Source organism: Apilactobacillus micheneri, assembly GCF_006493595.1.
Taxonomy (GTDB): Bacteria; Bacillota; Bacilli; order Lactobacillales; family Lactobacillaceae; genus Apilactobacillus; species Apilactobacillus micheneri.
Genome location: NZ_QUBI01000004.1, coordinates 126,519 through 152,489 on the forward strand (window position 1 = coordinate 126,519; position 25,971 = coordinate 152,489).

The 25,971-nt window shown below is 33.4% G+C and carries 19 protein-coding genes, 12 tRNA genes, 3 rRNA genes, 1 riboswitch and 1 other annotated feature; of the genes, 23 read left to right on the forward strand and 11 right to left on the reverse strand.

Going from position 1 to position 25,971, the window contains the following annotated elements:
* Positions 1-22: 22 nt before the first annotated feature.
* The gene (locus DY123_RS05750; protein WP_108983242.1) at positions 23-661 is read right to left on the reverse strand and encodes a VTT domain-containing protein; all 639 of its coding nucleotides are present in this window, start codon (positions 659-661) and stop codon (positions 23-25) included.
* A gap of 161 nt (positions 662-822) precedes the next feature.
* Between DY123_RS05750 and DY123_RS05755 the strand changes: the two genes are divergently transcribed.
* The 18 genes from DY123_RS05755 to DY123_RS05840 all read left to right on the forward strand — a co-directional run bounded on the left by DY123_RS05755 (position 823) and on the right by DY123_RS05840 (position 10,684).
* Positions 823-1,410 (forward strand): peptidylprolyl isomerase, encoded by a 588-nt coding sequence (locus DY123_RS05755; protein ID WP_105964989.1) that lies wholly within the window; start codon positions 823-825, stop codon positions 1,408-1,410.
* A gap of 480 nt (positions 1,411-1,890) precedes the next feature.
* Positions 1,891-3,390: ribosomal RNA gene (locus tag DY123_RS05760) — 16S ribosomal RNA — on the forward strand.
* Positions 3,391-3,586: 196 nt separating this feature from the next.
* Positions 3,587-6,485 (forward strand): 23S ribosomal RNA (locus tag DY123_RS05765).
* 52 nt (positions 6,486-6,537) lie between these two features.
* Positions 6,538-6,654: ribosomal RNA gene (rrf, locus tag DY123_RS05770) — 5S ribosomal RNA — on the forward strand.
* The 16S, 23S and 5S rRNA genes sit together here with 12 tRNA genes alongside, the layout of an rRNA operon.
* 7 nt (positions 6,655-6,661) lie before the next feature.
* Positions 6,662-6,734 (forward strand) — tRNA-Asn (locus DY123_RS05775).
* A gap of 14 nt (positions 6,735-6,748) precedes the next feature.
* A tRNA-Ser gene (locus DY123_RS05780) sits at positions 6,749-6,840 on the forward strand.
* 15 nt (positions 6,841-6,855) lie between these two features.
* Positions 6,856-6,928 (forward strand) — tRNA-Glu (locus tag DY123_RS05785).
* A 6-nt stretch (positions 6,929-6,934) separates the two neighbouring features.
* Positions 6,935-7,007, forward strand: a tRNA-Val gene (locus tag DY123_RS05790).
* 15 nt (positions 7,008-7,022) lie between these two features.
* Positions 7,023-7,097, forward strand: a tRNA-Asp gene (locus DY123_RS05795).
* Between the two features lie 56 nt (positions 7,098-7,153).
* Positions 7,154-7,226 (forward strand) — tRNA-Phe (locus DY123_RS05800).
* A 5-nt stretch (positions 7,227-7,231) separates the two neighbouring features.
* Positions 7,232-7,314 (forward strand) — tRNA-Tyr (locus DY123_RS05805).
* 8 nt (positions 7,315-7,322) lie between these two features.
* A tRNA-Trp gene (locus DY123_RS05810) sits at positions 7,323-7,393 on the forward strand.
* A gap of 13 nt (positions 7,394-7,406) precedes the next feature.
* Positions 7,407-7,479: transfer RNA gene (locus DY123_RS05815), tRNA-His, on the forward strand.
* 9 nt (positions 7,480-7,488) lie between these two features.
* Positions 7,489-7,560: transfer RNA gene (locus tag DY123_RS05820), tRNA-Gln, on the forward strand.
* A gap of 18 nt (positions 7,561-7,578) precedes the next feature.
* Positions 7,579-7,649: transfer RNA gene (locus tag DY123_RS05825), tRNA-Cys, on the forward strand.
* A 23-nt stretch (positions 7,650-7,672) separates the two neighbouring features.
* Positions 7,673-7,757 (forward strand) — tRNA-Leu (locus tag DY123_RS05830).
* A gap of 113 nt (positions 7,758-7,870) precedes the next feature.
* Positions 7,871-7,954, forward strand: a riboswitch (SMK box riboswitch).
* On the forward strand, positions 7,952-9,148 hold the full coding sequence (gene metK, locus DY123_RS05835; protein WP_140925248.1) for a methionine adenosyltransferase: 1,197 nt from the start codon (positions 7,952-7,954) through the stop codon (positions 9,146-9,148). (Overlaps the previous riboswitch by 3 nt.)
* A 75-nt stretch (positions 9,149-9,223) precedes the next feature.
* Positions 9,224-10,684 carry an MDR family MFS transporter gene (locus DY123_RS05840; protein ID WP_140925246.1) on the forward strand — a complete coding sequence of 487 codons (1,461 nt, stop codon included), beginning with the start codon at positions 9,224-9,226 and terminating at the stop codon, positions 10,682-10,684.
* A gap of 29 nt (positions 10,685-10,713) precedes the next feature.
* Here the strand turns inward: DY123_RS05840 and mnmM are convergent, their stop codons facing one another.
* Entirely contained in the window at positions 10,714-11,271 is a 558-nt protein-coding gene (gene mnmM, locus DY123_RS05845; RefSeq protein WP_140934741.1) for a tRNA 5-(aminomethyl)-2-thiouridylate-methyltransferase MnmM, read from the reverse strand.
* 117 nt (positions 11,272-11,388) lie between these two features.
* Positions 11,389-11,599 (forward strand) — a binding site (T-box leader).
* 72 nt (positions 11,600-11,671) lie between these two features.
* Between mnmM and leuS the strand changes: the two genes are divergently transcribed.
* On the forward strand, positions 11,672-14,092 hold the full coding sequence (gene leuS, locus DY123_RS05850) for a leucine--tRNA ligase (RefSeq protein WP_140925244.1): 2,421 nt from the start codon (positions 11,672-11,674) through the stop codon (positions 14,090-14,092).
* Positions 14,093-14,203: 111 nt separating this feature from the next.
* On the forward strand, positions 14,204-15,862 hold the full coding sequence (locus DY123_RS05855; RefSeq protein WP_140925242.1) for a putative polysaccharide biosynthesis protein: 1,659 nt from the start codon (positions 14,204-14,206) through the stop codon (positions 15,860-15,862).
* A gap of 45 nt (positions 15,863-15,907) precedes the next feature.
* On the opposite strand, the gene DY123_RS05860 is transcribed toward DY123_RS05855, so the two are convergent.
* From DY123_RS05860 to DY123_RS05870, 3 genes are read right to left on the reverse strand one after another with little or no spacing between them, the layout of a single operon-like run.
* Positions 15,908-16,315, reverse strand: a complete 408-nt coding sequence (locus DY123_RS05860; RefSeq protein WP_140925240.1) for a DDE-type integrase/transposase/recombinase — start codon at positions 16,313-16,315, stop codon at positions 15,908-15,910.
* The gene (locus DY123_RS05865; RefSeq protein WP_140925238.1) at positions 16,291-16,431 is read right to left on the reverse strand and encodes a transposase; all 141 of its coding nucleotides are present in this window, start codon (positions 16,429-16,431) and stop codon (positions 16,291-16,293) included. The genes DY123_RS05860 and DY123_RS05865 overlap by 25 nt, the downstream gene beginning before the upstream one ends.
* 58 nt (positions 16,432-16,489) lie before the next feature.
* A complete protein-coding gene (locus DY123_RS05870; protein ID WP_140925236.1) occupies positions 16,490-17,320 on the reverse strand; it encodes an NAD(P)H-hydrate dehydratase in 831 nt (276 codons plus the stop codon).
* Between the two features lie 123 nt (positions 17,321-17,443).
* On the opposite strand from DY123_RS05870, the gene pepV reads away from it, so the two are divergent.
* On the forward strand, positions 17,444-18,847 hold the full coding sequence (pepV, locus tag DY123_RS05875; protein WP_140936433.1) for a dipeptidase PepV: 1,404 nt from the start codon (positions 17,444-17,446) through the stop codon (positions 18,845-18,847).
* Between the two features lie 50 nt (positions 18,848-18,897).
* On the opposite strand, the gene DY123_RS05880 is transcribed toward pepV, so the two are convergent.
* On the reverse strand, positions 18,898-19,530 hold the full coding sequence (locus tag DY123_RS05880; protein WP_108983200.1) for a deoxynucleoside kinase: 633 nt from the start codon (positions 19,528-19,530) through the stop codon (positions 18,898-18,900).
* 108 nt (positions 19,531-19,638) lie between these two features.
* Entirely contained in the window at positions 19,639-20,004 is a 366-nt protein-coding gene (mscL, locus tag DY123_RS05885; RefSeq protein ID WP_140925232.1) for a large conductance mechanosensitive channel protein MscL, read from the reverse strand.
* 182 nt (positions 20,005-20,186) lie between these two features.
* Between mscL and DY123_RS05890 the strand changes: the two genes are divergently transcribed.
* Positions 20,187-21,935 (forward strand): S53 family peptidase, encoded by a 1,749-nt coding sequence (locus tag DY123_RS05890; RefSeq protein WP_181398820.1) that lies wholly within the window; start codon positions 20,187-20,189, stop codon positions 21,933-21,935.
* Positions 21,936-21,967: 32 nt separating this feature from the next.
* Here DY123_RS05890 and DY123_RS05895 read toward each other — a convergent pair whose 3' ends face one another.
* The gene (locus tag DY123_RS05895; protein WP_108983241.1) at positions 21,968-22,285 is read right to left on the reverse strand and encodes a hypothetical protein; all 318 of its coding nucleotides are present in this window, start codon (positions 22,283-22,285) and stop codon (positions 21,968-21,970) included.
* A 157-nt stretch (positions 22,286-22,442) separates the two neighbouring features.
* On the opposite strand from DY123_RS05895, the gene DY123_RS05900 reads away from it, so the two are divergent.
* The gene (locus tag DY123_RS05900; protein ID WP_140936434.1) at positions 22,443-24,701 is read left to right on the forward strand and encodes an ATP-binding cassette domain-containing protein; all 2,259 of its coding nucleotides are present in this window, start codon (positions 22,443-22,445) and stop codon (positions 24,699-24,701) included.
* 52 nt (positions 24,702-24,753) lie between these two features.
* On the opposite strand, the gene DY123_RS07630 is transcribed toward DY123_RS05900, so the two are convergent.
* From DY123_RS07630 to DY123_RS05915, 3 genes are all read right to left on the reverse strand, one after another.
* On the reverse strand, positions 24,754-24,984 hold the full coding sequence (locus DY123_RS07630) for an IS3 family transposase (RefSeq protein WP_225427236.1): 231 nt from the start codon (positions 24,982-24,984) through the stop codon (positions 24,754-24,756).
* A gap of 72 nt (positions 24,985-25,056) precedes the next feature.
* The gene (locus DY123_RS05910; RefSeq protein ID WP_369073619.1) at positions 25,057-25,593 is read right to left on the reverse strand and encodes an IS3 family transposase; all 537 of its coding nucleotides are present in this window, start codon (positions 25,591-25,593) and stop codon (positions 25,057-25,059) included.
* On the reverse strand, positions 25,554-25,971 hold a 418-nt coding region (locus tag DY123_RS05915), incomplete at its 5' end, for a helix-turn-helix domain-containing protein (protein ID WP_140936435.1). The genes DY123_RS05915 and DY123_RS05910, both read right to left, overlap by 40 nt.

The window sequence follows — 25,971 nt, forward strand, 5'->3', positions numbered from 1 at the left end:
GCGGAATATTATTCCACTCTTTTTATTTTTGTTTTTTCTCTTTTATAAAAGCTACTATTCCAGGTATTAAAGTAATTAATATAATTCCAATGACTACTACTGAAAAATGTTCTTGAACAAATGGAATGTTACCAAAAAAGTGACCAGCACCACAACAAAGTAGTACCCAAACTATACATGCTGATAAATTATACTTTATAAATTTATTATATTTATAACCACTTGTAGCAGCAATAAAGGGGGCTAATGTTCTAATGATTGGCATAAATCTAGCTATGAATATTGCTAATATACCATATTTATCAAAAAAAGATTTTGCCTTATCTAGTTGTTCCGGTTTTATAACTTTTGCTACCCATTTTTGTTTTGTTATCTTATAACCTATTTTATCTCCTAAATAGAAGTTTAAAGTATCACCTAAAAATGATGCTAATAGGAATACAACTATAAATATCCAAGTATTTAAATGATATTGAGGGTTTGCTGAAATAGCTGATGCTGCAAACAGTAAAGAATCGCCTGGTAAAAATGGCATAATAACTACTCCTGTTTCTACGAATATAACAGCAAAAAGTATAATATATGTCCAATTGCCAAAATAAGTAACCAAATTGATTATATGATTATCTATATGGAGTATAAAATCTATTAAAGTATTCATATTTTTCTCCTTAATTTAAATGTATAGAGTAATTTTACCAAATTTATAAGAATAAATGCATAATAATAAAATAAATTATGAAAAAAGACTTATCATTTATCCAATTTTATTTTATTATATTATATGTTTGTTAAATAAATAATTATTTGGAGGAATTTACTATTAATTATCCGCAGTTGAATTTAGATGAAGAAAATGGTCCTTTAGCTATTATAAAGACTAATTATGGTGATATTGAAATTAGATTATTTCCTGAACAAGCACCAATGGCAGTTGAAAACTTTACTAAACTTGCTGAAGTAGGTTATTATGATCAAATTAATTTTCACAGAGTTATTAAAGACTTTATGATTCAATCTGGTGATCCAACTGATACAGGTGCTGGTGGTGAAAGCATTTGGAATCAACCATTTGATGATGAATTTTCTGACGATTTATATAACTTTAGAGGTGCATTATCAATGGCTAATGCCGGTCCTAATACTAATGGTAGTCAATTTTTTATTGTTCAAAATAAACATTTAGCAGACAATTTAATAGAACCTATGAAAAAGTCTAAGTTTGCTAGTGAAGTTATTGATGCATATAAAAATAATGGTGGAACTCCATGGCTAGATTTTAGACATACAGTTTTCGGTCAAACAATTAAGGGAATTGATGTAGTTGATAAAATAGCGGATGTTGAAGTTGATAATAATGATCGCCCAGTTTCAGAAGTTTTAATAAATAAAATAGAAATATATAAATAGTTATTGACTATATTTTGTTTTATTGGTATTATTATTTTTGTTGTCATTTACGACATGCTTTTATATTTTATTTATTAAAAAATGTTGACTTTGAATTTAACTTTTGATATTATCTTAGTTGCTTATTTTTAAATTTGTTAAATATTAATTCAAAATTAATTATAAAAAGTTGTTGACTTTCACTTTTTAAAATGGCATAATAATTAATGTTGCGTTGTTGATATGACAAAGAGCAACAATTAATTCAAAAATTTAATTATAAAAAGCTGTTGACATTAAGTTAACACTTTGATATAATTAAAGAGCTGCTTATTGAAAGCAGTTAACTGATAAGTAGATCTTTGAAAACTGAACAAGATTGATAATCGATGATGTGTAAGGATTCTTATGATTTAGATCATAAGGAATTAAACATTGCGAAGTCAATTCGCTTATAAAAAAACAATTAATTTGATGAGCTAGTTAAAAGCTTTTCATCTATAAGATGAGAGTTTGATCCTGGCTCAGGACGAACGCTGGCGGCGTGCCTAATACATGCAAGTCGAACGAGTCCTCCCAATTTGATTTTATGCTTGCATAAATGATTTTTGGATTCGGGACGAGTGGCGAACTGGTGAGTAACACGTGGGTAACCTGCCCTGAAGTAGGGGATAACATTTGGAAACAGATGCTAATACCGTATAATTAGTTGGAACCACATGGTTCCAACTTGAAAGATGGCTCTGCTATCACTTTAGAGGGTAATCGGCCACATTGGGACTGAGACACGGCCCAGACTCCTACGGGAGGCAGCAGTAGGGAATCTTCCACAATGGACGAAAGTCTGATGGAGCAACGCCGCGTGAGTGAAGAAGGGTTTCGGCTCGTAAAACTCTGTTGTTAAAGAAGAACAAGTGTAAGAGTAACTGTTTACGCTTTGACGGTATTTAACCAGAAAGCCACGGCTAACTACGTGCCAGCAGCCGCGGTAATACGTAGGTGGCAAGCGTTGTCCGGATTTATTGGGCGTAAAGCGAGCGCAGGTGGTTCTTTAAGTCTGTTGTGAAAGCCCTCAGCTCAACTGAGGAAGTGCAGCGGAAACTAAAGGACTTGAGTACAGAAGAGGATAGTGGAACTCCATGTGTAGCGGTGAAATGCGTAGATATATGGAAGAACACCAGTGGCGAAGGCGGCTATCTGGTCTGTTACTGACACTGAGGCTCGAAAGCATGGGTAGCGAACAGGATTAGATACCCTGGTAGTCCAYGCCGTAAACGATGARTRCTAGGTGTTGGAGGGTTTCCGCCCTTCAGTGCYGCAGCTAACGCATTAAGYAYTCCGCCTGGGGAGTACGRCCGCAAGGYTGAAACTCAAAGGAATTGACGGGGGCCCGCACAAGYGGTGGAGCATGTGGTTTAATTCGAWGCWACGCGAAGAACCTTACCAGGTCTTGACATCYTMTGMMAAYCTWAGAGATWAGRCGTTCCCTTCGGGGACAGARTGACAGGTGGTGCATGGTTGTCGTCAGCTCGTGTCGTGAGATGTTGGGTTAAGTCCCGCAACGAGCGCAACCCTTATTATTAGTTGCCAGCATTAAGTTGGGCACTCTAGTGAGACTGCCGGTGATAAACCGGAGGAAGGTGGGGATGACGTCAAATCATCATGCCCCTTATGACCTGGGCTACACACGTGCTACAATGGATGGTACAACGAGTCGCGAAACCGCGAGGTCAAGCTAATCTCTTAAAGCCATTCTCAGTTCGGATTGCAGGCTGCAACTCGCCTGCATGAAGTTGGAATCACTAGTAATCGTGGATCAGCATGCCACGGTGAATACGTTCCCGGGCCTTGTACACACCGCCCGTCACACCATGAGAGTTTGTAACACCCAAAGACGATGGAGTAACCTTCGGGAGCTAGTTGTCTAAGGTGGGACAGATGATTAGGGTGAAGTCGTAACAAGGTAGCCGTAGGAGAACCTGCGGCTGGATCACCTCCTTTCTAAGGATATTACGGAAACTTACATTAGATTGATCAATCTTATTCAGTTTTGAGAGGTAAACTAGATATTATTAATTTCTAAATTAAATTTGTATTAAATACAATTTTAACCGAGAACACCGCGTTATTTTGAGTTTTTTAAATAGTTTTATTCGTATAATACTCAATTAACCAAACATCACGTAGTGATGAATTAGGTTAAGTTATGAAGGGCGCATGGTGGATGCCTTGGCACTAGGAGCTGATGAAGGACGGGACTAACACCGATATGCTTCGGGGAGCTGTACGTAAGCTTTGATCCGGAGATTTCCGAATGAGGAAACTCGATAACCTTAATCGAATTAGCTAATTTGGCGGCAGACGTGGGGAACTGAAACATCTAAGTACCCACAGGAAGAGAAAGAAATTTCGATTCCCTAAGTAGCGGCGAGCGAACGGGGAACAGCTCAAACCAAAGAGCTTGCTCTTTGGGGTTGTAGGACTGAACATTTGAGTTACCAAGTTAAACGATAATCGAATTATCTGGGAAGGTAAGCGATACAGGGTGATAGCCCCGTAGATGAAATCATTTAACCTCAGTTCAGGATCCTGAGTACAGCGACACACGTGGAACGTCGTTGGAATCCGGGAGGACCATCTCCCAAAGCTAAATACTCCCTAGTGACCGATAGTGAACCAGTACCGTGAGGGAAAGGTGAAAAGCACCCCGGAAGGGGAGTGAAATAGTTCCTGAAACCATGTGCTTACAAACAGTTAGAGCCCGTTAATGGGTGATAGCGTGCCTCTTGTAGAATGAACCGGCGAGTTATGTTAACATGCAAGGTTAAGATGAAAAGATTGGAGCCATAGCGAAAGCGAGTCTGAATAGGGCGTTTGAGTATGTTGAGATAGACCCGAAACCAGGTGATCTACCCATGTTCAGGCTGAAAGTGCGGTAAARCGCACCGGAGGGCCGAACTCGTGTACGTTGAAAAGTGCTGAGATGAAATGTGGGTAGCGGTGAAATTCCAAACGAACTTGGAGATAGCTGGTTCTCTCCGAAATAGCTTTAGGGCTAGCCTCGGAYTTAGAATCATGGAGGTAGAGCCACTGTTTGGATGAGGGGCCCGTCATRGGTTACTAAATTCAGATAAACTCCGAATACCATTGATTTATATGTCCGGGAGTCAGACGATGAGTGATAAGATCCACCGTCGAAAGGGGAACAGCCCAGACCACCAATTAAGGTCCCTAAATATATGCTGAGTGGAAAAGGATGTGAAGTTGCATAGACAACTAGGATGTTGGCTCAGAAGCAGCCACCATTTAAAGAGTGCGTAATAGCTCACTAGTCGAGTGATTTTGCGCCGAAAATTTACCGGGGCTAAGCATATTACCGAGATTGTGGACATGACGTAGTCATGTGATAGGAGAGCGTTCTAAGGGCAATGAAGTTAGACCGTAAGGACTGATGGAGCGCTTAGAAGTGAGAATGCCGGTATGAGTAGCGAAAGATTAGTGAGAATCTAATCCACCGAATGACTAAGGTTTCCTGGGGAAGGCTCGTCCTCCCAGGGTAAGTCGGGACCTAAGCCGAGGCCTAGAGGCGTAGGCGATGGATAACAGGTTGAAATTCCTGTACTAGTTAATTATGTTTGAGCGATGGAAGGACGTAGAAGGCTAACTCGTGCACACTATTGGATTGTGTGTTCAAGCAGTGAGTCAGTTGAAGAGTGAAATGCTTTTCAGCGGGTTGACAAGCTGTGATGAGGATCGAATTATAGTAGAGAAGTGAGCCATGTCACGCTACCGAGAAAAGTTTCTAGTGAGTAATTAACTACCCGTACCGCAAACCGACACAGGTAGTCGAGGAGAGTATCCTAAGGTGAGCGAGTGAACTCTTGTTAAGGAACTCGGCAAAATGACCCCGTAACTTCGGGAGAAGGGGTGCTGCACTAACGTGCAGCCGCAGTGAAAAGGCTCAGGCGACTGTTTATCAAAAACACAGGTTTCTGCAAAATCGTAAGATGAAGTATAGGGGCTGACGCCTGCCCGGTGCTGGAAGGTTAAGTGGATGAGTTAGCTTCGGCGAAGCTCAGAAACGAAGCCCCAGTAAACGGCGGCCGTAACTATAACGGTCCTAAGGTAGCGAAATTCCTTGTCGGGTAAGTTCCGACCCGCACGAAAGGCGTAACGATCTGAGCACTGTCTCAACAAGAGACTCGGTGAAATTGAGATACCTGTGAAGAAGCAGGTTACCCGCGACAGGACGGAAAGACCCCATGGAGCTTTACTGTAATTTGATATTGGGTGTTGACATAGCTTGTACAGGATAGGTAGGAGCCGTGGAAACCGGAACGCTAGTTTCGGTGGAGGCATTGTTGGGATACTACCCTCGCTGTGCTAACACTCTAACCCGCACCACTTATCGTGGTGGGAGACAGTGTCTGATTGGCAGTTTGACTGGGGCGGTCGCCTCCCAAATAGTAACGGAGGCGCCCAAAGGTTCCCTCAGAATGGTTGGAAATCATTCGCAGAGTGTAAAGGCACAAGGGAGCTTGACTGCGAGACAGACAGGTCGAGCAGGGACGAAAGTCGGGCTTAGTGATCCGGTGGTACCATATGGAAGGGCCATCGCTCAACGGATAAAAGCTACCCTGGGGATAACAGGCTTATCTCCCCCAAGAGTTCACATCGACGGGGAGGTTTGGCACCTCGATGTCGGCTCATCGCATCCTGGGGCTGTAGTTGGTCCCAAGGGTTGGGCTGTTCGCCCATTAAAGCGGTACGCGAGCTGGGTTCAGAACGTCGTGAGACAGTTCGGTCCCTATCCGTCGCGGGCGTAGGAAATTTGAGGGGAGCTATCTCTAGTACGAGAGGACCGAGATGGACATACCGCTGGTGTACCAGTTGTCCCGCCAGGGGCACTGCTGGGTAGCTATGTATGGTTGAGATAAACGCTGAAAGCATCTAAGTGTGAAACCCACCTCAAGATGAAATTTCCCATTCCTTTATGGAAGTAAGACCCCTAAGAGATGATTAGGTAGATAGGCTAGAAGTGGAAGTGCAGCAATGTATGGAGCGGACTAGTACTAATTGGTCGAGGACTTAACCAAGTAAGGTTGTTCTCTAAAGTTTTGAAAGAACGAAGTTCTTTCAGATAAATAGTGTGGTGGCGATAGCTAGAAGGATACACCTGTTCCCATGCCGAACACAGCAGTTAAGCTTCTAAACGCCGAGAGTAGTTAGAGGATCGCCTCTTGCAAGGGTAGGAAGTTGCCGCGCTTATTATTCCGAATTAGCTCAGTTGGTAGAGCACCTGACTGTTAATCAGGTTGTCGTCAGTTCGAGTCTGACATTCGGAGTTAGTTATGGTCTTGGAGAGTTGTCCGAGTTGGCCGATGGAGCATCATTGGAAATGATGTAAACGGGTCAAAGCCTGTTTCAAGGGTTCGAATCCCTTACTCTCCGTTATAACTTTAATATGACCCGTTGGTCAAGTGGTTTAAGACACTGCCCTTTCACGGCAGTAACATGGGTTCGAATCCCGTACGGGTCATTATTTGGAGGATTAGCTCAGTTGGGAGAGCATCTGCCTTACAAGCAGGAGGTCACAGGTTCGAGCCCTGTATCCTCCATCCAAATATTGGACTGGTTCGTTGGTCTAGTTGGTTTAGGACGCCTGCCTGTCACGCAGGAGGTCACGAGTTCGAGTCTCGTACGAACCGTTGTTGTTTTATTACAACATATAATTAAATAATCTATAGCATAACATAAATGGTTTGGCTCGGTAGCTCAGTTGGTAGAGCAACGGATTGAAGCTCCGTGTGTCGGCAGTTCGATTCTGTCCCGCGCCATTTATGGAGGAGTAGCGAAGTCTGGCTAAACGCGGCGGACTGTAAATCCGCTCCTTCGGGTTCGGTGGTTCGAATCCACTCTCCTCCATTTTAAATAGGGATATAGTTCAATGGTAGAATACCGGTCTCCAAAACCGTTGATGTGGGTTCAACTCCTACTATCCCTGTTATGTTGCTATGGCGGTAGTGGTGAAGTGGTTAACACATCGGTTTGTGGATCCGACACGCGTGGGTTCGATTCCCACCTACCGCCCTTTTTAATTGGGCTATAGCCAAGTGGTAAGGCAATGGACTTTGACTCCATCATGCGCTGGTTCGAATCCAGCTAGCCCAGTTGAATATTATATTAAATGGCGGTATGGCCAAGTGGTAAGGCAGAGGTCTGCAAAACCTTTATCATCGGTTCAAATCCGATTACCGCCTTTAATTTTTCATTAATATATTTTGCCGGAGTGGCGGAATTGGCAGACGCGCTGGACTCAAAATCCAGTGATCGTATAGATCGTGTGGGTTCGAACCCCACCTCCGGTATAATTATAATCGAATAAATCTAATCAAAGAACGATAAGCAATTTAGTGCTTATCGTTTATTTTTTTACTGTTACAATAGTCTTTTAAATGTTGTAATTTTGTGATATGCTTATAAAAGTTATGAGCGTATTCCCGATAGGATTCACCTAGTAGTGAAGATGCCTTGTAACCAAAATCGTAGGGGGAATAATTAAATGCAAGAAAGACATTTATTTACATCAGAATCTGTTTCAGAAGGACATCCTGATAAAATTGCTGATCAAATTAGTGATGCTATTTTAGACGAAATGTTAAAACAAGATCCTGATTCTAGAGTGGCCTGTGAATGTTCTGTTACAACAGGTTTGGTTTTAGTTTTTGGTGAAATTACAACAAAAGCATATGTAAATATACAAAAAGTAGTTAGAGAAACAATTAAAAATATTGGTTATGATAATAACCAATATGGATTTGATGGAAATACATGTGCTGTATTAGTTGCTATTGACGAACAATCACCTGATATTGCACAAGGTGTAGATGATTCTGTTGAAAAAAGAGACAATAGTGAAGATGCATTAGATAAAATAGGTGCAGGGGATCAAGGCTTAATGTTTGGTTACGCCGTAGATGAAACTCCTGAATTAATGCCTTTACCTATTTCATTGAGTCATAATTTGATGCGTAAAATTACTGAATTAAGAAAGAATGGATCAATACCATATTTAAGACCTGATGCTAAGGCAGAAGTTACAGTGGAATATGATGATAATGATGTTCCTACATTAGTTGATACAGTGGTTTTAAGTACTCAACATGATCCAGATGTTACTTTGAATCAAATAAGAAATGATATTATTGATAAAGTCATTAAACAAGTAATTCCAGATGAATTTTTAAGTTCAAAGACTAAATATTATATTAATCCAACTGGAAGATTTGTAATTGGTGGGCCACAAGGAGATGCTGGCTTAACTGGTCGTAAGATTATAGTTGATACTTATGGAGGAGCTGCTCATCATGGTGGTGGTGCTTTTTCTGGTAAAGATGCAACTAAGGTCGATCGTTCTGCTAGTTATGCTGCTAGATATATTGCAAAAAATATTGTTGCTGCAAAATTAGCTAAAAAGGTTGAAGTTCAAATTGCTTATGCAATTGGAGTTGCAGAACCTGTATCAATTTCTATTAATACTTTTAATACTTCTAGTGTTTCTGAAGAATCATTAATTGAAGCAGTTAGAAAAATATTTGATTTAAGACCCGCTGGAATTATTAAAATGCTTGACTTAAAACGTCCTATTTATAAACAGACTGCTGTTTATGGTCACTTTGGTAGAACAGATGTTGATTTGCCATGGGAAAAGACTGATAAAGTCGAAGAATTAAATAATTTTTTAAATAATAAGGCTTAATAAAATAAAAAACGATTTATTTTGTTTTTATACAAATTAAATCGTTTTTCTTTTATTATGGGGGTTAAAATAAATATGATACAAAAAAATAATCGATTTTGGATTACTATGGCACTGTTTTTATCTACCTTTGTTGGTGCAATTTCTATAACAATTGTATCAACATCCTTACCATCAATAGTAGGAGACATCCATGGGGTTTCTCTTATGAACTGGGTCTTTTCTATATTTTTATTGACTAGTGTGGTTACTACTCCAATATATGGAAAACTATCTGATCAATTTGGTAGAAAAAAGATTTTTTTAACTGGATTACTAATATTTTTAATTGGAAGTTTTTTTTCAGGTATTTCTAATAATATGGAAATTTTAATATTTTGGCGTGCAATTCAGGGGATTGGTTCTTCTGCTATTATGCCGATGACATATACAATAATATCTGATATATATCCTTTTAATAATAAATCTAAATTAATTGGAATAAATGGTGCGATTTGGGGAATATCTTTAACTATCGCTCCATTATTAGGCGGAATAGTTGTTGATACATTTAACTGGCGATGGATATTTTTCATAAATATACCTATTATAATATTATCAATTTGTATAATTCTTTTATTTTTTAAAGAAAAAAATTTTGGTATTAAACAAAAGATAGACTATTTGGGAATAATATATTTATCATTATTTTTATTTTCAATAATGTATGTAATACAATTAATGGATTCAATTCCTAATACAATGAATAGTATATACTATCTAATAATTATTTCTTTAATTTCATTGGTCTTATTTATAAGAAACGAGTATAGAACTATTAATCCATTAATTCCAATGTCATTATTTAATAATAAGACTTTTATAATTCAAAATATAATTATATTATTAATGAGTGGCTTTGTTTTTGGGTTGGAAATTTATCTGCCAATTTGGATTCAAGGAATTATGGGCTTATCAGCATCTTTTTCAGGATTAGCGATTACCCCAATTTCAATATTCTGGATTATTGGTTCATTTTTTTCAGGATGGTTATTATCTAAAAGTAGTGCCTCTTATGTAACAATTATTGGCTCTATTTTTACTATAATATCTGCTGTATGCTTAATATTGTTATCTATTAATTCTTCAATTATATATTTCTTTGTTATATCATCACTATGTGGCATTGGTTTTGGATTGACTATTACTAATAGTACTGTTACTTCTCAAAATATTGTTGAACAAGATAAAGTAGGAGTTGCTACTTCGTTTAATAGCTTAAGCAGGATCCTTGGACAAACATTTATTATCTCTATCTTAGAAATTGTCATGAATAGACAAATTAAGATAGGAACTCTTCATTCTAATGCTGGCATTACTTCTAATAAAATAAATGAATTTATCAACTATAAAACTCATTTGAACTTATCTGAAAATGTACTTAATTCTTTAAAAAATATATTATATAATTCTTTGCATGAAGTTTTCTTATTTTGTTTAATAATAGTTATACTAGTAATTATTATTAATTTGTTTGATAAAAAAATTGATAAATAAAAAAGACACGATTTAAAATCGTGTCTTTTTTATTTTTTTTGAATAGCTATTAAGATAGGGGGTTCATTTATCTGGTTAATAAATTTATATTCTAAAACAGAATATTTTTTTTGTTCTAAATTTTTGACAAAATCTATTACTGCATTTTTTTCAGTTTTTCCGCCAGGATGACCATAATATAATACCAATATTATAATGCCATCTTTTTCAAGCAATTCTAAACATGCTTTAATTGCTGTTATTGTTGTTTTGGGCTTTGTTATTATATCTTTATTGCCACCTGGTAAATATCCTAAGTTAAAAATTGCTCCATTAATTTTATCTTTTACATATTCTTTAATTTTTTCATGTCCAATATTGAATAGTTTAGTATTATTTAAATTATTTTTTTCTAGTCTTTTTTTAGTAATATTGATAGCATCTTTTTGTAAATCAAAGCCGTATACTTTACCATGTTCTTTTACTAATTTAGATAAAAATTCAGTATCATTTCCTTTACCTACAGTGGCATCGATAACATTATCACCACTTTTTATTACTTGTGACATTATCGTATGACTATACCTTAAAGATGGTTCTAATTTCATAATAAAATCCTTTCCGAAATTTTTATTAGTTAAATTATATCATTTATAAAATATATTAGTTAAACTTGATTTTAAATTTATAGACTGGTAATATAATAAATAATTAAATTGATAGATAATAAAATGTGGATACGAACTAGTAAATTGATTATTTTTTTCAGAAACTAAATGGACGCTGTGAATTTAGAAATTAATCAATTGAACTCATCGTTGAATTTTTAACTGAAAATAATAGGTTAAAACGTTTTCCTCGTTACGGAGCGTAAAGAGTTTTGTATTGTTATACAAAGAATTTTTAGGTGGTACCGCGGAAACTTTCGTCCTATAGGTGATTTTTGATATTCACTTGTAGGACTTTTTTATTATCTAATAATTATTTTTATAGGAGGAATAATATATAATGCCTTACAATCATCTTGATATAGAAAAAAAGTGGCAAAAATATTGGGCCAAAAATGATACGTTTAAAACAACAAATGATCCTAATAAAGAAAATTATTACGCTTTAGACATGTTTCCTTATCCTTCAGGACAAGGATTGCATGTTGGACATCCAGAAGGATATACAGCAACTGACATAATGTCTAGAATGAAAAGAATGCAGGGTAAAAATGTATTGCATCCAATTGGTTTTGATGCATTTGGATTACCAGCAGAACAATATGCTTTAAAAACTGGTAATCATCCTGGTACTTTTACTCAAAAGAATATTGAACATTTTAGAGAACAAATTAAGTCTTTAGGATTTTCATATGATTGGGATCGAGAAGTTGATACTACTGATCCAAAATATTATAAATGGACTCAATGGATTTTCGAACAACTTTATAAAAAAGGTTTAGCATACGAAGATAAAATTGAAGTTAACTGGGCTCCTGATTTTATGGGGGGAACAGTTGTTGCTAATGAAGAAGTGAAAGATGGTAAAACAGAACGTGGTGGTTATCCAGTATACCGTGTTCCAATGACTCAATGGGTATTGAAAATTACTGCTTACGCTGATCGTCTAATTGATGATTTGGATGACTTAGATTGGCCTGAAAGTATTAAAGAAATGCAAAAAAATTGGATTGGTCGTTCAAGAGGTGCAAGTGTATTCTTTAATGTTTATGGTCATGATGACGACAAAATTGAAGTATTTACTACTAGACCAGATACCTTATTTGGTGCTTCTTATATGGTCCTTGCTCCTGAACATGAATTAGTTGATAAAATTGTAACTGCTGATCAAAAAGAAGCTGTTGAGAAATATCGAAAAGAAGTTTCAACTAAATCTGACTTAGAAAGAACTGATTTAAATAAAAATAAATCAGGTGTATTTACTGGAGCATATGGTATTAATCCAATTAATGGTGAAAAATTACCAATATGGATTGGAGATTATGTATTATCTAGTTATGGTACTGGTGCAATAATGGCAGTTCCTGCACATGATGATCGTGACTATGAATTTGCTAATAAGTTCGATTTACCAATTAAGCCTGTTATTGAAGGTGGAGATGTTTCTAAAGAGGCATACACCGGAGATGGAAAACATATTAACTCTGATTTCTTAGATGGTATGGGTAAACAAGAAGCTATCGAAAAAGCTATTAAATGGTTAGAAGATAATAATGCGGGTAATGCTAAAACTAATTATCGATTAAGAGATTGGATTTTCTCACGTCAAAGATATTGGGGAGAACCAATTCCTGTTATTCATTGGGAAGACGGCAGTACATCATTAGTTCCAGAAGATGAATTACCTTTGAAATTACCAGAGGCTAAAAATATTGAACCGTCTGGTACGGGGGAATCTCCATTAGCTAACATTGATGATTGGGTAAATGTTGTAGACAAAAATGGTAAAAAAGGTAAACGTGAAACTAATACAATGCCACAATGGGCAGGAAGCTCATGGTATTACTTAAGATATATTGATCCTCATAATGATAAAAAACTAGCAGATCCAGAATTACTAAAAAAATGGTTGCCAGTTGATTTATATATCGGCGGTGCCGAACATGCAGTGCTTCATTTATTATATGCAAGATTTTGGCATAAAGTACTTTATGATTTAGGAGTTGTACCAACTAAGGAGCCATTCCAAAAACTTGTTAACCAAGGGATGATTTTAGGTACTAATCATGAAAAAATGTCTAAATCTAAAGGAAATGTGGTTAACCCTGATGATATTGTTGAAGAATATGGTGCTGATACATTAAGACTTTATGAAATGTTCATGGGACCATTAACTGAATCAAAGCCATGGAGTACTGAAGGTTTAAATGGTGCTAATAGATGGATTCAACGTGTATGGCGACTAATTATGGATGATAATAATCATTTGCGTGATCGCATTGTTACAGTTAATGATGGTAAATTAGATAAGATTTATAATCAAACGGTTAAAAAGGTTACTGATGATTACGAAAATCTTAGATTTAATGTAGCTATTTCAACAATGATGGTATTTGTTAATGAATGTTATAAACAAAATACATTATATTTGAAGTATATTGAAGGCTTTATTAAATTACTTGCACCAATTGTTCCACATATGACTGAAGAACTATGGAATAAGATGGGACATGAAGATTCAATTTCTTATGCTAAATGGCCAACATATGATGAAAGCAAATTAGTTGATGATGAAATTCAAATGGTTGTTCAAGTTAACGGTAAGGTTAGAGCACATATTAAAGTTGCTAATGATATGCAAAAAGATGCAATTCAAGAAGTTGCTTTAAATGACGATAAAGTTAAAGAGTTCACTGATGGTAAAACAGTTCGTAAAGTAATTGTTATCCCTGGTAAAATTGTTAATATTGTTGCTAACTAAATAAAAAATGGGGAGATTTGTTCTCCCTTTTTTATTATTATTAGATTTGCTTACTTTATAAATTTTGATTAAAATGAATAAGTCAGACAAATTTGAAAGTAGGACTATAGAATGCAAGAACAAAATGAAAATATTACAAATAGTGATCAACAGACCCAGAATAAAATGCTCCAAGGGTCTGCCTGGATGACAGCAGGAAGTATCCTTTCTAGGATATTAGGGGCAATTTACATTATTCCCTGGAGTATTTGGTTTGGCAATCTTTATTTTCAAGCTAATGCTTTATATGTACAAGGATATAATATTTATAGCATGTTCCTTATAATATCAATTGCTGGGATTCCATCAGCAATTGCAAAGGAAGTGGCTCATTATAATTCCTTGAATGAATATGGGATAAGTCTGCGATTGTATAAAAGGGGATTAGTTTTATCTTTTACCACTGGTATAATATGTGCATTAGCTTTATATTTTGGAGCACCGCTATTAGATAACGGTAATCCTAATGTTATTCCAGTTATACGTTCTTTATCATGGGCAGTTTTAATTATTCCAACTATGAGTTTAACCCGAGGCTATTTCCAAGGATTCCAAGACATGGCACCTTCGGCAATATCACAATTTGCAGAACAATTATTTAGAGTTATATACATGCTAGTTACAGCATTTTTCATAATGCGAGTAATTCATGGAAATTGGACAACTGCGGTGACACAGTCAACTTTTGCTGCTTTTATTGGATCATTGGCAGGGTTAATAATCCTTGGAATATATTATTTAAAACGTAGAAAATACTATAGTCATCTTATTGAAAATAGTAACAATGAGATTCACGTTAACGCTAATCACTTATACAAAGAAATTATTAGACAAGCAGTTCCATTTATTATTTTAGGTGCTGGTATCTCAATATTTCAATTAATTGATCAATATACTTTCTTTGATATTATGAAAATTTCAACTAACTACTCAGTAGATGTATTAAACAATTTATATGCATTATTTGCAGGTAATTCTAATAAATTAATTATGATTACTGTTTCATTATCTTCTGCTATGGCTATTACAGTTGTTCCATTATTATCTGAATCATTTACCAAAAAAGACAAAAATGGTATCAGTAACCAATTATCTAGTGGTTTTGTATTGTTTTCATTCGTAATGTTTCCCGCTGCTTTAGGGATGACTGCAGTTGCTGGACCACTCAATCGTGTTTTTAATGGTACAGGCTATAATCATTTAGCTGCAAATGTTTTAGCTTTTTCATCTGTTATTTCTATTCTTTTAGGACTTTTCACTGTTGTTTCTGCAATGATGCAAGGTATTTCGCAGAATAAATTAGCGGTTAAATATTTTATATATGGGACAATTGCTAAGTGCATATTTCAAATACCATTGATATTTATTTTTGGAACTTTTGGTCCACTAATTTCAACTGCTATTGGGTTCTTAGTTGCCAATGGACTAATTATTAAGTCTCTTGATAATCAGTTTGGTTTTAGAAGTTATCAAATGCTAGAAAAGTTAAACTTTATTTTTATATTTTCTCTTGTTACTTATTTAGTTGCCTTGGCTACTGTTTACTTGGGCAACACAGTAGTAGGTATTTTTACAAATAGTTATAGTAGAGTTGGTAGTTTTATAGTAGTCGCATTAGCTGTTATTGTTGGCGGATTTATTTATTCTTACTTATCTCTCAAAAGTAGAATCGCTGATTATGTAATTGGTCATCAATCAGATAAATTAAGAAAAATGTTACACATTAAATAGAAAAAGGTTTGATTGATGTGAACCCCAAAAGTTGGACAACTTTTACTAGGATATTAATCCCAAATATTGATTTGGTGATTGGTATCCTAGTTTTTCTTTTATTCTATTATTATTGTAATCCTTAATCCATGCTTTCATGGCATGGATTAAGGATTCTTTTGTATTATAATGAATATTCATCATTTCACTTTTCATAATATGAAAAAATGATTCCATCTGTGCATTATCTAAGCATGTCCCTTTACGGGACATAGACTGAATCGCATTATATTTTTTCAATGTATTAGCCCAACTATGATGTTGATATTGAAAACCTTGATCACTGTGCACAATAGTTCTATAAGGTAATGATTTTAGATTAAGCATTGCTTCATTTAGTGCCTTTAAAGTAAAACTTACATTTGGATGTTTACTAATATTAAAAGATATTATTTTTTCTGAATATAAATCCATAGCAAAACAGTACTATTATTCACAATATTATATTTTTTACAAAGATAAGTTGAACCATATCCTTGTAGATATTCTAAAACAACATTTAATTTAAATTCATAACTAAATTTAACCAAAAAATGACCCCCAAAATATTGAACAATTTCTTGTCCAACTTTTGGGGGTCATTTCAGACTAAACCTTTTTTTCATATCTTTTCATAAAATTTGGAATTTGCTTAATTATTTGACTAGGTAATACTACATATTGATCTTTTGCTAATTCATCAGCAATTTTACTATGCATAAAAACCGCAGATAAAACAGCATTGTATTTGTTATTAAATTGAGCAACAAATCCTCCAATCATACCAGCTAATGTATCACCCATACCACCAGTTGCTTGAGCAGGTGTTCCACCTGGATTTTGAAAAACACTATCAGAATTATACACTTCAGTATGATGAGATTTTAAGACTACAATACTATTTAATTCTTTAGCTTTGATCATATTTTGTTTTTCATTTTGATCTTTTATTTTTATATTAGATAATCGTTGCCATTCCATTTGATGAGGAGTAAAAATTTTAATAGCTTTTGGAAGCTTTATTTTATGCTTTGCAATCATAGTAATAGCTGATCCATCAATTACAACAATTTGATTTTTTTGTATTAAATTAAATACTTTATTTAAAATTTTTAAGCTTTTAGTATCTGTTCCTAATCCAGGACCGATTACAATAACATTAAAAGTAGGGATTAATGATTTTAATGTTTCTTCATCGTTATAATCGGCAAACATTGCTTCAGGTAAATGATCATGTAAACTTGAAAGATTAATTTTATCTGTAAATGTAGTTACCAATCCAGCACCCGAATGAACAGCCGCTGATGAGGCCATTATAATTGCACCACCAAAATTTTGGTTACCACCAATTAAACCAACTTTGCCATATGTTCCCTTATAACTATTATTTGGTCTTATTCTAATTGTATTATTAACAATATCTTTAGTTATTTGATCCATACAATATTCCTCCTAAGAAGATTCCATGTCATAATTATATCATTACAAGACTTTAAAGTTCATTTATAGCTATTAAAACTGATTATGCTAAAATATAAATAAAGATATCAGGGGGAATTTTTTATGATTAATTGGAAAAAGCAAGCAAAATCTTATAAAGATTCTTATTTAAAAGATTTGAAAGAATTAATTGCTATTGATAGTGAACGTAATGATAAAGACAAAACTAAAGAACATCCTTTGGGGAAAGGACCATCTGATGCTTTAAAAAAATATTTGTCCTTTGGTAAACGTGATGGTTTTAAAACAAAAAATTTAGATAATTTAGTAGGTTATATTGAGTATGGTGATGGAGATCAAAATTTAGCCATTTTGGCTCATGCCGATGTTATGCCAGCAGGTGCCGGATGGGATACTGATCCATTTGATATGACTATTAAAGATGGTAATGTTTATGGTCGTGGTGCGTCTGATGATAAAGGTCCAGGTTTAGCTGCATATTATGGACTAAAAATAATGAAAGATAATAATATTAAGCCAAATTGTAAAATCAGATTCATAGTAGGTACTGATGAGGAAAGTGATTGGACTGGGATTAAACATTATTTTGCCTTAGAGCCAGAACCTGACTTTGGTTTTTCACCAGATGCCGAATTTCCAGTTATTAACGGTGAAAAGGGAAACACTACGTTTGAAAATAAATTTAACAACAAACAAATTGATAATGCCGATACATTATTGAAGTCATTTGATTCAGGATTACGTGAGAATATGGTTCCTCGTGATGCCAATGCTTATGTATTAACTAATGATAAAGATGACATGAATGCTGATTTTACCAATTTTATGGAAGATAGTAATTTAGATGGTGATGCTGAGATTACAGAAAAAGGAATTAAATTGCATTTAATTGGTAAATCTGCACACGGAATGGAGCCTAAGAACGGTATTAATGCTGGAACTTATCTAGCAACGTTTTTAAGCGAATATGATTTTACTGGTGATGCTAATAACTTTTTAACATTTATCGCTAAATATTTACATGATGATTCAAGATGCCATAAACTTGATACTTCATATTCAAGTGGCATAATGGGTGATTTAACTATGAATGTTGGAATTATGAAATTCGATACTCAAAATGGAGGATTCATAAATACTAATTTTAGATATCCTAAGGGGATTTCTGTTTCAACAATTGGTGAACACTTAGAAAATGCAATCAAGCCATTGTCAGGAAGTGTTAACAACACTGATAATATGGATCCGCATTATGTAGATCCCGCTGATCCAATTGTAAGTCGTTTGATTGATGTTTATCGTGAACAATCTGGTGCTAAATCAGCTAAACCAGAAGTTGTTGGTGGCGGCACCTATGGAAGAATGATGAAACGAGGAGTGGCTTTTGGTGCTTTGTGCCCATGGACAGAAGATACTATGCATCAAGCTAATGAATTTCAACCTATAGATGATTTATTACTAGCGATGTCTATTTATGCACAATCAATTACCGAATTATCTAAATAATAAAAAAGCACTTTTGATTAATATTACTTTTAACCAAAAGTGCTTTTTGCTTATCTTATTTCTTTTAATTTATTATCGATTTGTTTTAATATGATTTCAGTATTTTTATCATTAGATAGATCATATTTTTGCAAATCAATTTTCATTTTAGGACTTGCGTCATATTCTTCATACCATTTTTTATATGCTGACCACATATTATAATAATATTCTTTTAACTTGGGATTATTATCAAATTGTTCATAATCACGACCACGCTTTTTGATTCTCTTTAAAATGGTTTCAAAGTCGGTTTCAGCATATACCATTAAATCAGGTGATTTTTTAGGTAAAGCTTTTAATTCTGACATCATTCTATCAAGTAAAGATAAATAAATTTTTAATTCCATATCCGTAATGTTTCCCTCTGCATTATTTTGCTTAGTGAAAAGGGCATCTTCATAAATTGAACGGTCTAAAATATTATTATCATCTGCTAACGCTTTTTTGATCATTCCAAAACGCTTATTTAAAAAATATATTTGTAATAAGAATCCATATTGCTTAGGGTTCTTATAATAAAGTGGAAGAACTGGATTTTCACCAACTGGTTCATAAAACGCTTTTGTATCTAGATGTTTAGCAATCTTTCCAGTTAGGGTAGTTTTACCAACCCCAATCATTCCGGCAGTAATTATCACCATTATTAACTCCTTAATTTCAACAATAATATTATTATTCTATCATATTATATAAAGATAAATAAAAAATACCCCGATAAAAATCAGGGTATTTTTTTATTTAAGTTTAGATTACTTTTTTTCGTCTTTTAATAGGTCACGAATTTCACCAAGTAATGCATCAGTTTTACTTTCTTTAGCTGAAGTATCACGTTTAGTTAATTTGTTGAATGCTCTTACCATTAAGAAGATGATAAATGCAATAATAATGAAATTAATAATTGCTTCAATGAATGAACCAACTTTGAATTGAGCACTACCAACTGAGAATACTAAACCTGATAGATTAATTTGTCCTAGGAATAAACCTAAGAATGGATTAATCAAATCAGTAGTTAATGATTTAACAATAGCTGTAAATGCTGAACCGATGATAACACCAACGGCTAAATCAATTACACTACCTCTAGATAAGAATGCTTTAAAATCTTTAAACATATAAATTCTCCTTATGTAAATTATTAATTATGAATATAATAACATAAAAAGCATCTAATAATAATTAAAAATGTTATACTTGGCATGGGATTAGCATTTTAATTATTGAAAGGTGTACTAGTACAATGACAAGACGAAATTATTGGATATATATTTTTTTTACTATAACTATTTTATTTTGTTTGCAGAATAGTCATTTAGTAACAAATGTTTATGCCGAGAATAATATCAAGACTGAAAAAATAAAAAATAATCCATCAACTGTACCGCAACAATCCAAATCCAGTTTTTTAGTTGCTATGAAAATAAAGCATCAGAATTCATTAAATACATATATTTTAAATAAAAATAACAAAAAATTTATTTCCACTAAACAATTTAGTAATCGTTATGGGCAGGATAAAAATAATATATATATAATAAAAAGGTACTTTTATAAATATCATTTAAAAGTTAAAGTATATCGTGGAAATCTTATATTAAAAGTCTATGGTTCGATAAAAAACATACAGAAAGCTTTGAAATTTAAATTTATTAATTTAAATAAATCAGGGGCTAATGTCATAAAGCCTAATCATAAACTTACTTTACCTAAAAGATACCAAAAAAATATTATTGATATAATTGGTTTAACAAACTATGATGGTATCGATCATAAAGATCATAATGGTAACAATGTTTCTGATTCTGATTTGAAATCTAATAGTCCACAAAAATTTATTAATAGATATAATGTTTCACCTTTATCTGATAATTCTAAGGGGAAAACTTCCATAGGAATTATTTCCTTTGGTGATTTTAGTAAAGCAGATGTAGGAACATATTGGCGCAAAATGGGAACTTCTGGAAATACTAGTAGAATTAAAGTTTATAATCATGATGCTGATACAGCAATTGATAATAATAGCAGTGATGAAACTACTATGGACTTAGAACAAGCAGGATTTGTTAATCCTAAGGCTAATTTAAATTTATATTTATCTTCACCAACCATTTCCGGTTTATTAACTAGTTTGTCAGATGCTGTTAGTGATAACAAATCTGATACTTTATCATTGAGTTGGGGGATTAGTGAATCTGAGATTAAAAGAGAAATTAAATTAGGTATTTTAAGCAAAAAATATAGTCAAATAATTAATTTAATTTTAGAACAAGCTGCTGCTCAAGGTATTAGTGTATTCAATTCATCTGGTGATAATGGTGCCTATGATGGAATCTCAAGTGGAGTTACTAGTTTATCGGTTGAATCTCCTTCATCATCTCCATATATAACTTCTGTAGGAGCCACAAGTATACCGGTCGATTATTCAATTAATGGTCAACGTATAAGAATTAATAAAGAACGCGCTTGGTCTAATGACTTTTTGTACCCATATTTTAATAAATTAAAATTATATGAGGCTAATAGCTCTATTTTTATCCCTAGTTATTTTGCTGGAACTGGTGGTGGATTTAGTATGTTAAACTCTGTCCCTGCTTACCAAAAAAATATTAAAGGTGTAGGGAGTTATAATGCTATTAAATATTGGGATATGAGTTCTGGTTATGCACAACAATATACTGCTCCTAGTTTAGTTTCGGGTGAAAATTCAGGTAGGAATGTACCTGATATTGTTGCCAATGGTGATCCGCAGTCTGGTTATACTGTTTACCATAATAATAAATGGAGTATAAGTGGGGGTACTAGTATTGTTGCTCCACAAATAGCAGGGGTGGATTCGTTGATGGTTGCTAAAGCTAAACATAGAATGGGACTTTGGAATCCTAAAATATATTCATATTCAACATCTCGTAATTCTCCTTTTAACCCGATTGATTCTATAAATGATAATAGTAACATTTATTATGTTGGACAACCAGGAAAGCCTTATAATCAAGCAACCGGTTTAGGAACAGTCAATTATTATAAACTATATAAAGAAATGAAATAAAAAAGCAATGACATTTTAGTCATTGCTTTTTGTTATTCTTTCATTTTTTTAAGCATTTCATCGGCTATTAACCAGCGTCTTGCTCTTTTACGTAGTTCCATATTTGTTATTTTATTAACAGTCATTTTTTCAAAAGCTGCACTGTAATCAATTGATACACTATCAGAGGGCATCTTAATTGGTTCAAGCAGTCTCTTTTTAAATGCCTTTTTAGATTCTTCCATTGCGTTTTCAATTGATTCTACAGTTTCATCAAAATTATGTGAAATTAAACTTTTAGCAAAATTTAATTCTGATCCTTTATAAGAACTGTAAATAAACATTACTAGGTTAAGTGTTTTTTCCTTCATGTATTAACATCTTCTTTCCATACGATTATTATTCAAATTCATTAACTAACTAAATTATAGCTTATGTTATAGTGATTTTGCAATTTATGAATATGCAATAATATTATTACAACTAAAAGCTTGTTATCATAGTAATAGTAAATAAAGGAGGATTTTCATGGCTGAAAGAGATTTTATTGATGTAGAAGATGCTCATCAAAATAATTTGCAGCATCTAAATATTAAAATAAAGAAGCACAAAATAACCGTTTTTACGGGGCTTTCAGGTGCTGGAAAGTCTTCATTAGTGTTTGATACGATTGCTGCTGAGTCCAGAAGAGAATTGAACGAAACTTTTCCTAGTTTTACTCAGCAATACTTACCTAAGTATGGATTACCCGATGTTGGTAAAATTAATAATTTACCGGTTGCCATTGTAATCCAACAAAAAAAGGTCGGTAAAAACCCACGTTCCACTCTTGCTACTTATACAGGAATATATTCATTAATTAGATTATTATTTGCTCGTGTTGGAAAACCATGGGTTGGTTATTCAGATACCTTTTCATTTAATTTACCACAAGGAATGTGTGATAAATGCCAAGGATTAGGATATATTGATAATATTAATCCTGATAAAATAATTGATTATGATAAGTCACTTAATGAAGGTGCTATTACCTTTACAAGCTTTGGCCCCGGAACTTGGCGTTGGAAACGTTATGGTTATACAGGTCTATTTGATAATGATAAAAAGATTAAGGACTATAGTGAACATGAACTATATATGCTTTTATATGCACCACAACAACATTTAAAAGATGCACCTAAAATATGGCGTAAGTCTATTTTATATGAAGGGGTTGTTCCTAGAATTAAACGTTCAATTATTGAAAGTAAGGAGGGACAACATCATAAAAAGGCAATTGCTGAAATTGTAAATCAAACTGTTTGTGATAAATGTGGTGGTAGTAAATTAAGACCGGCTGTTTTAACTTGTAAAATTAATGATCAAAATATTGCAGATATCTTAAAATTAGACTTAATTCATGTTTTAAAATTTTTATCAAGTATTGATATACCTTTGGTTCAAAATCTTATAAGAGAACTTAGCACTAAAATTCAATCATTAGTTGATTTGGGCCTGGGATATTTAACTCTTGATAGAAGTACAGATACTTTGTCTGGTGGTGAAACTCAAAGAATTAAAATTGCTAAATATATGAACAGTTCTTTGTCAGATATGGTGTATATTCTTGACGAACCAAGTGTTGGTTTGCATCCTGTTGATATCAAATTGATAAGCAATGCTTTGAAAAAACTAAAAGATAAAGGTAATACTATCTTAGTTGTTGAACATAATCCAGAATTAATTCCAATTGCTGATTATGTTGTAGAAATTGGACCTAAGCCTGGTAAAAAAGGTGGTAATGTTACATTTCAAGGAAGTTATTCAGAGCTATTAGAAAGTAACACGATAACTGGTAAACTTTTGAAAGAACCATTGCAATTTAATCAGACTAGAGACTTTGACCAAACAATTGATTTACAAAATGTAAATATTCATAATTTGAAAAATGTAAATGTTAAAATTCCTTTGAATGCTGAAACTGTCATTTCAGGAATTGCTGGTTCAGGTAAGAGCTCATTAATTGATGATGTAAAGCGTAACCTAACGACAGATTATGTAGATTTATCTCAAGATGCTGTTGGGGTTAATATTAGATCCACTCCAGCAACTTATTTAGACATTTTAAATGATATTAGAAAGTTATTTGGGGATGCTAATAAAGTTTCTAGACAATTATTTAGTTACAATGGCAAAGGTAAATGTCCATTATGTAAGGGAAGAGGAGTTCAAATTACCAATATGTCCTTTATGGATCCAGTTATACAAACTTGTGAAAAATGTCATGGTAAAAGATATAGTGATGAAGCACTTCAATATAAATATAATGGCAAAGATATTAGTGAAGTGTTAAGTATGTCAATTGCTGATGCGATTGTATTTTTTGATGACCATGGTGAAATTAGTGATAAGTTGCTTAACATGCAAAGAGTAGGTTTGGATTATTTATCATTAGGTCAGTCTTTAGATACCTTATCTGGTGGAGAAGTTCAAAGATTAAAACTTGCAGTGCAGCTTAATCAAACTGGAACTGTCTATTTGCTGGATGAACCTACTGCTGGACTTCATATGAAAGATGTATCGATTATGAATAATTTATTTAATGACTTAGTTAATGCGGGCAATACAGTTATTATCGTTGAACATAATTTATCTGTTATTAGTAAAGCAGATTGGATGATAGATGTTGGACCCAAAGCCGGTCGTTATGGTGGAAAAATACTATATTCAGGAACTCCTAAAGATGCTTTAAATGATTTAAATTCAGTAACTGGTCAGTCAATGAAAAATTATAATCAAATTAGATAAAAAATAATCACACTTTTATACAAAGTTGATGTGAACCCTTAAAACGAAACAACTATTTATTTTCTAGGAGGTAAAGTTCCCGATATTCTTTCGGAGCTTTACCTCCTAGTTTTGTTTTAATTCTATATTTATTATAGTATTTAATCCAATTTTTCATTGTTTTAATTAACGAATCTTTTGTTTCATAATTAACATTCATGACTTCTGTTTTCATAATATGAAAGAAAGATTCCATTTGAGCATTATCTAAGCATGTCCCTTTACGGGATATGGATTGAAATATATGATTATTCTTTAATAGTCTCTGCCATTTATTATTTTGATACTGAAAACCTTGATCACTATGAACGGTAGTTCAATTAGGTAATGTCTTAATCAAAGCTTTCATTGGCTTAATAGTGAAGTCCACAGTTGGATGTTCACTAATAGAAAATGTTAATATTTCATCCGAAAACAAGTCCATAATTGGTGATAAATAAACTCTATGATTTATATCTTGATTACCATATCTAAATTCACTAACATCAGTTGTTAGCTTTTGATATGGACGATCAGTCTTAAACTTTCTGTGAAGTCTATTTTTAGCTGTGTGTCCAACTTCGCCAATGTAAGAATTATACTTTCTACTCTTTTTATTATAACTGTTAGTTGTTAATTTTAATGCTTTCATTAATCTTAAAACTTTTTTATGGTTAACAACTACGTTGTTATTAATCAAAGCTAAAGTTACACGTCGATAACCATAGTTTGGATTAAAACGTTTAATTTTAGTAATCATCTTTTTTAATTTAATATCTTTATCGTGTTCTTTTAAATGACGATAGTAATAGCTTCTACTTACACCAATACTCTTTAAAATGAATGATATGGAGAATCTTTTAAAATAATTAATTTTTTTATGTGATTAATAATAGCTCCATGTTCTTGTTTTATTTGTTCATAACGATAATTAATTAGATAATAATTAACTTTATTCTTTAAAGATTTATTCAACGATTTAAATTTAATATTATTTAATTTCATTTTTTTAGGGCCACGATTAGTGTATAATCCAGTTAGGCCTTTAGTCTCCAATCTTCGCTCCCAAGCAAAGATGGTGCTCGGGGCTGATATGTTGAAGAAAAGTGCTGTTTCTGGATACGAACTGTGGTTAGTGTGCATCCAATGCAGCACTTTTCGTTTATAATTTCCAGAATATACTTTAATTGGTTTTCTTACAATCAAGCCTTTAATGCCGAAGGCATTATACATATGAATCCAATTTAAAATA

Bases quoted from the DNA above. Each gene is read 5' to 3' on its own strand.
- DY123_RS05750 (WP_108983242.1), bottom strand. From the start codon at position 661: ATGAATACTTTAATAGATTTTATACTCCATATAGATAATCATATAATC.
- metK (WP_140925248.1), top strand. From the start codon at position 7,952: ATGCAAGAAAGACATTTATTTACATCAGAATCTGTTTCAGAAGGACAT.
- DY123_RS05840 (WP_140925246.1), top strand. From the start codon at position 9,224: ATGATACAAAAAAATAATCGATTTTGGATTACTATGGCACTGTTTTTA.
- mnmM (WP_140934741.1), bottom strand. From the start codon at position 11,271: ATGAAATTAGAACCATCTTTAAGGTATAGTCATACGATAATGTCACAA.
- leuS (WP_140925244.1), top strand. From the start codon at position 11,672: ATGCCTTACAATCATCTTGATATAGAAAAAAAGTGGCAAAAATATTGG.
- DY123_RS05855 (WP_140925242.1), top strand. From the start codon at position 14,204: ATGCAAGAACAAAATGAAAATATTACAAATAGTGATCAACAGACCCAG.
- DY123_RS05860 (WP_140925240.1), bottom strand. From the start codon at position 16,315: ATGGATTTATATTCAGAAAAAATAATATCTTTTAATATTAGTAAACAT.
- DY123_RS05870 (WP_140925236.1), bottom strand. From the start codon at position 17,320: ATGGATCAAATAACTAAAGATATTGTTAATAATACAATTAGAATAAGA.
- pepV (WP_140936433.1), top strand. From the start codon at position 17,444: ATGATTAATTGGAAAAAGCAAGCAAAATCTTATAAAGATTCTTATTTA.
- DY123_RS05880 (WP_108983200.1), bottom strand. From the start codon at position 19,530: ATGGTGATAATTACTGCCGGAATGATTGGGGTTGGTAAAACTACCCTA.
- mscL (WP_140925232.1), bottom strand. From the start codon at position 20,004: ATGTTTAAAGATTTTAAAGCATTCTTATCTAGAGGTAGTGTAATTGAT.
- DY123_RS05895 (WP_108983241.1), bottom strand. From the start codon at position 22,285: ATGAAGGAAAAAACACTTAACCTAGTAATGTTTATTTACAGTTCTTAT.
- DY123_RS05900 (WP_140936434.1), top strand. From the start codon at position 22,443: ATGGCTGAAAGAGATTTTATTGATGTAGAAGATGCTCATCAAAATAAT.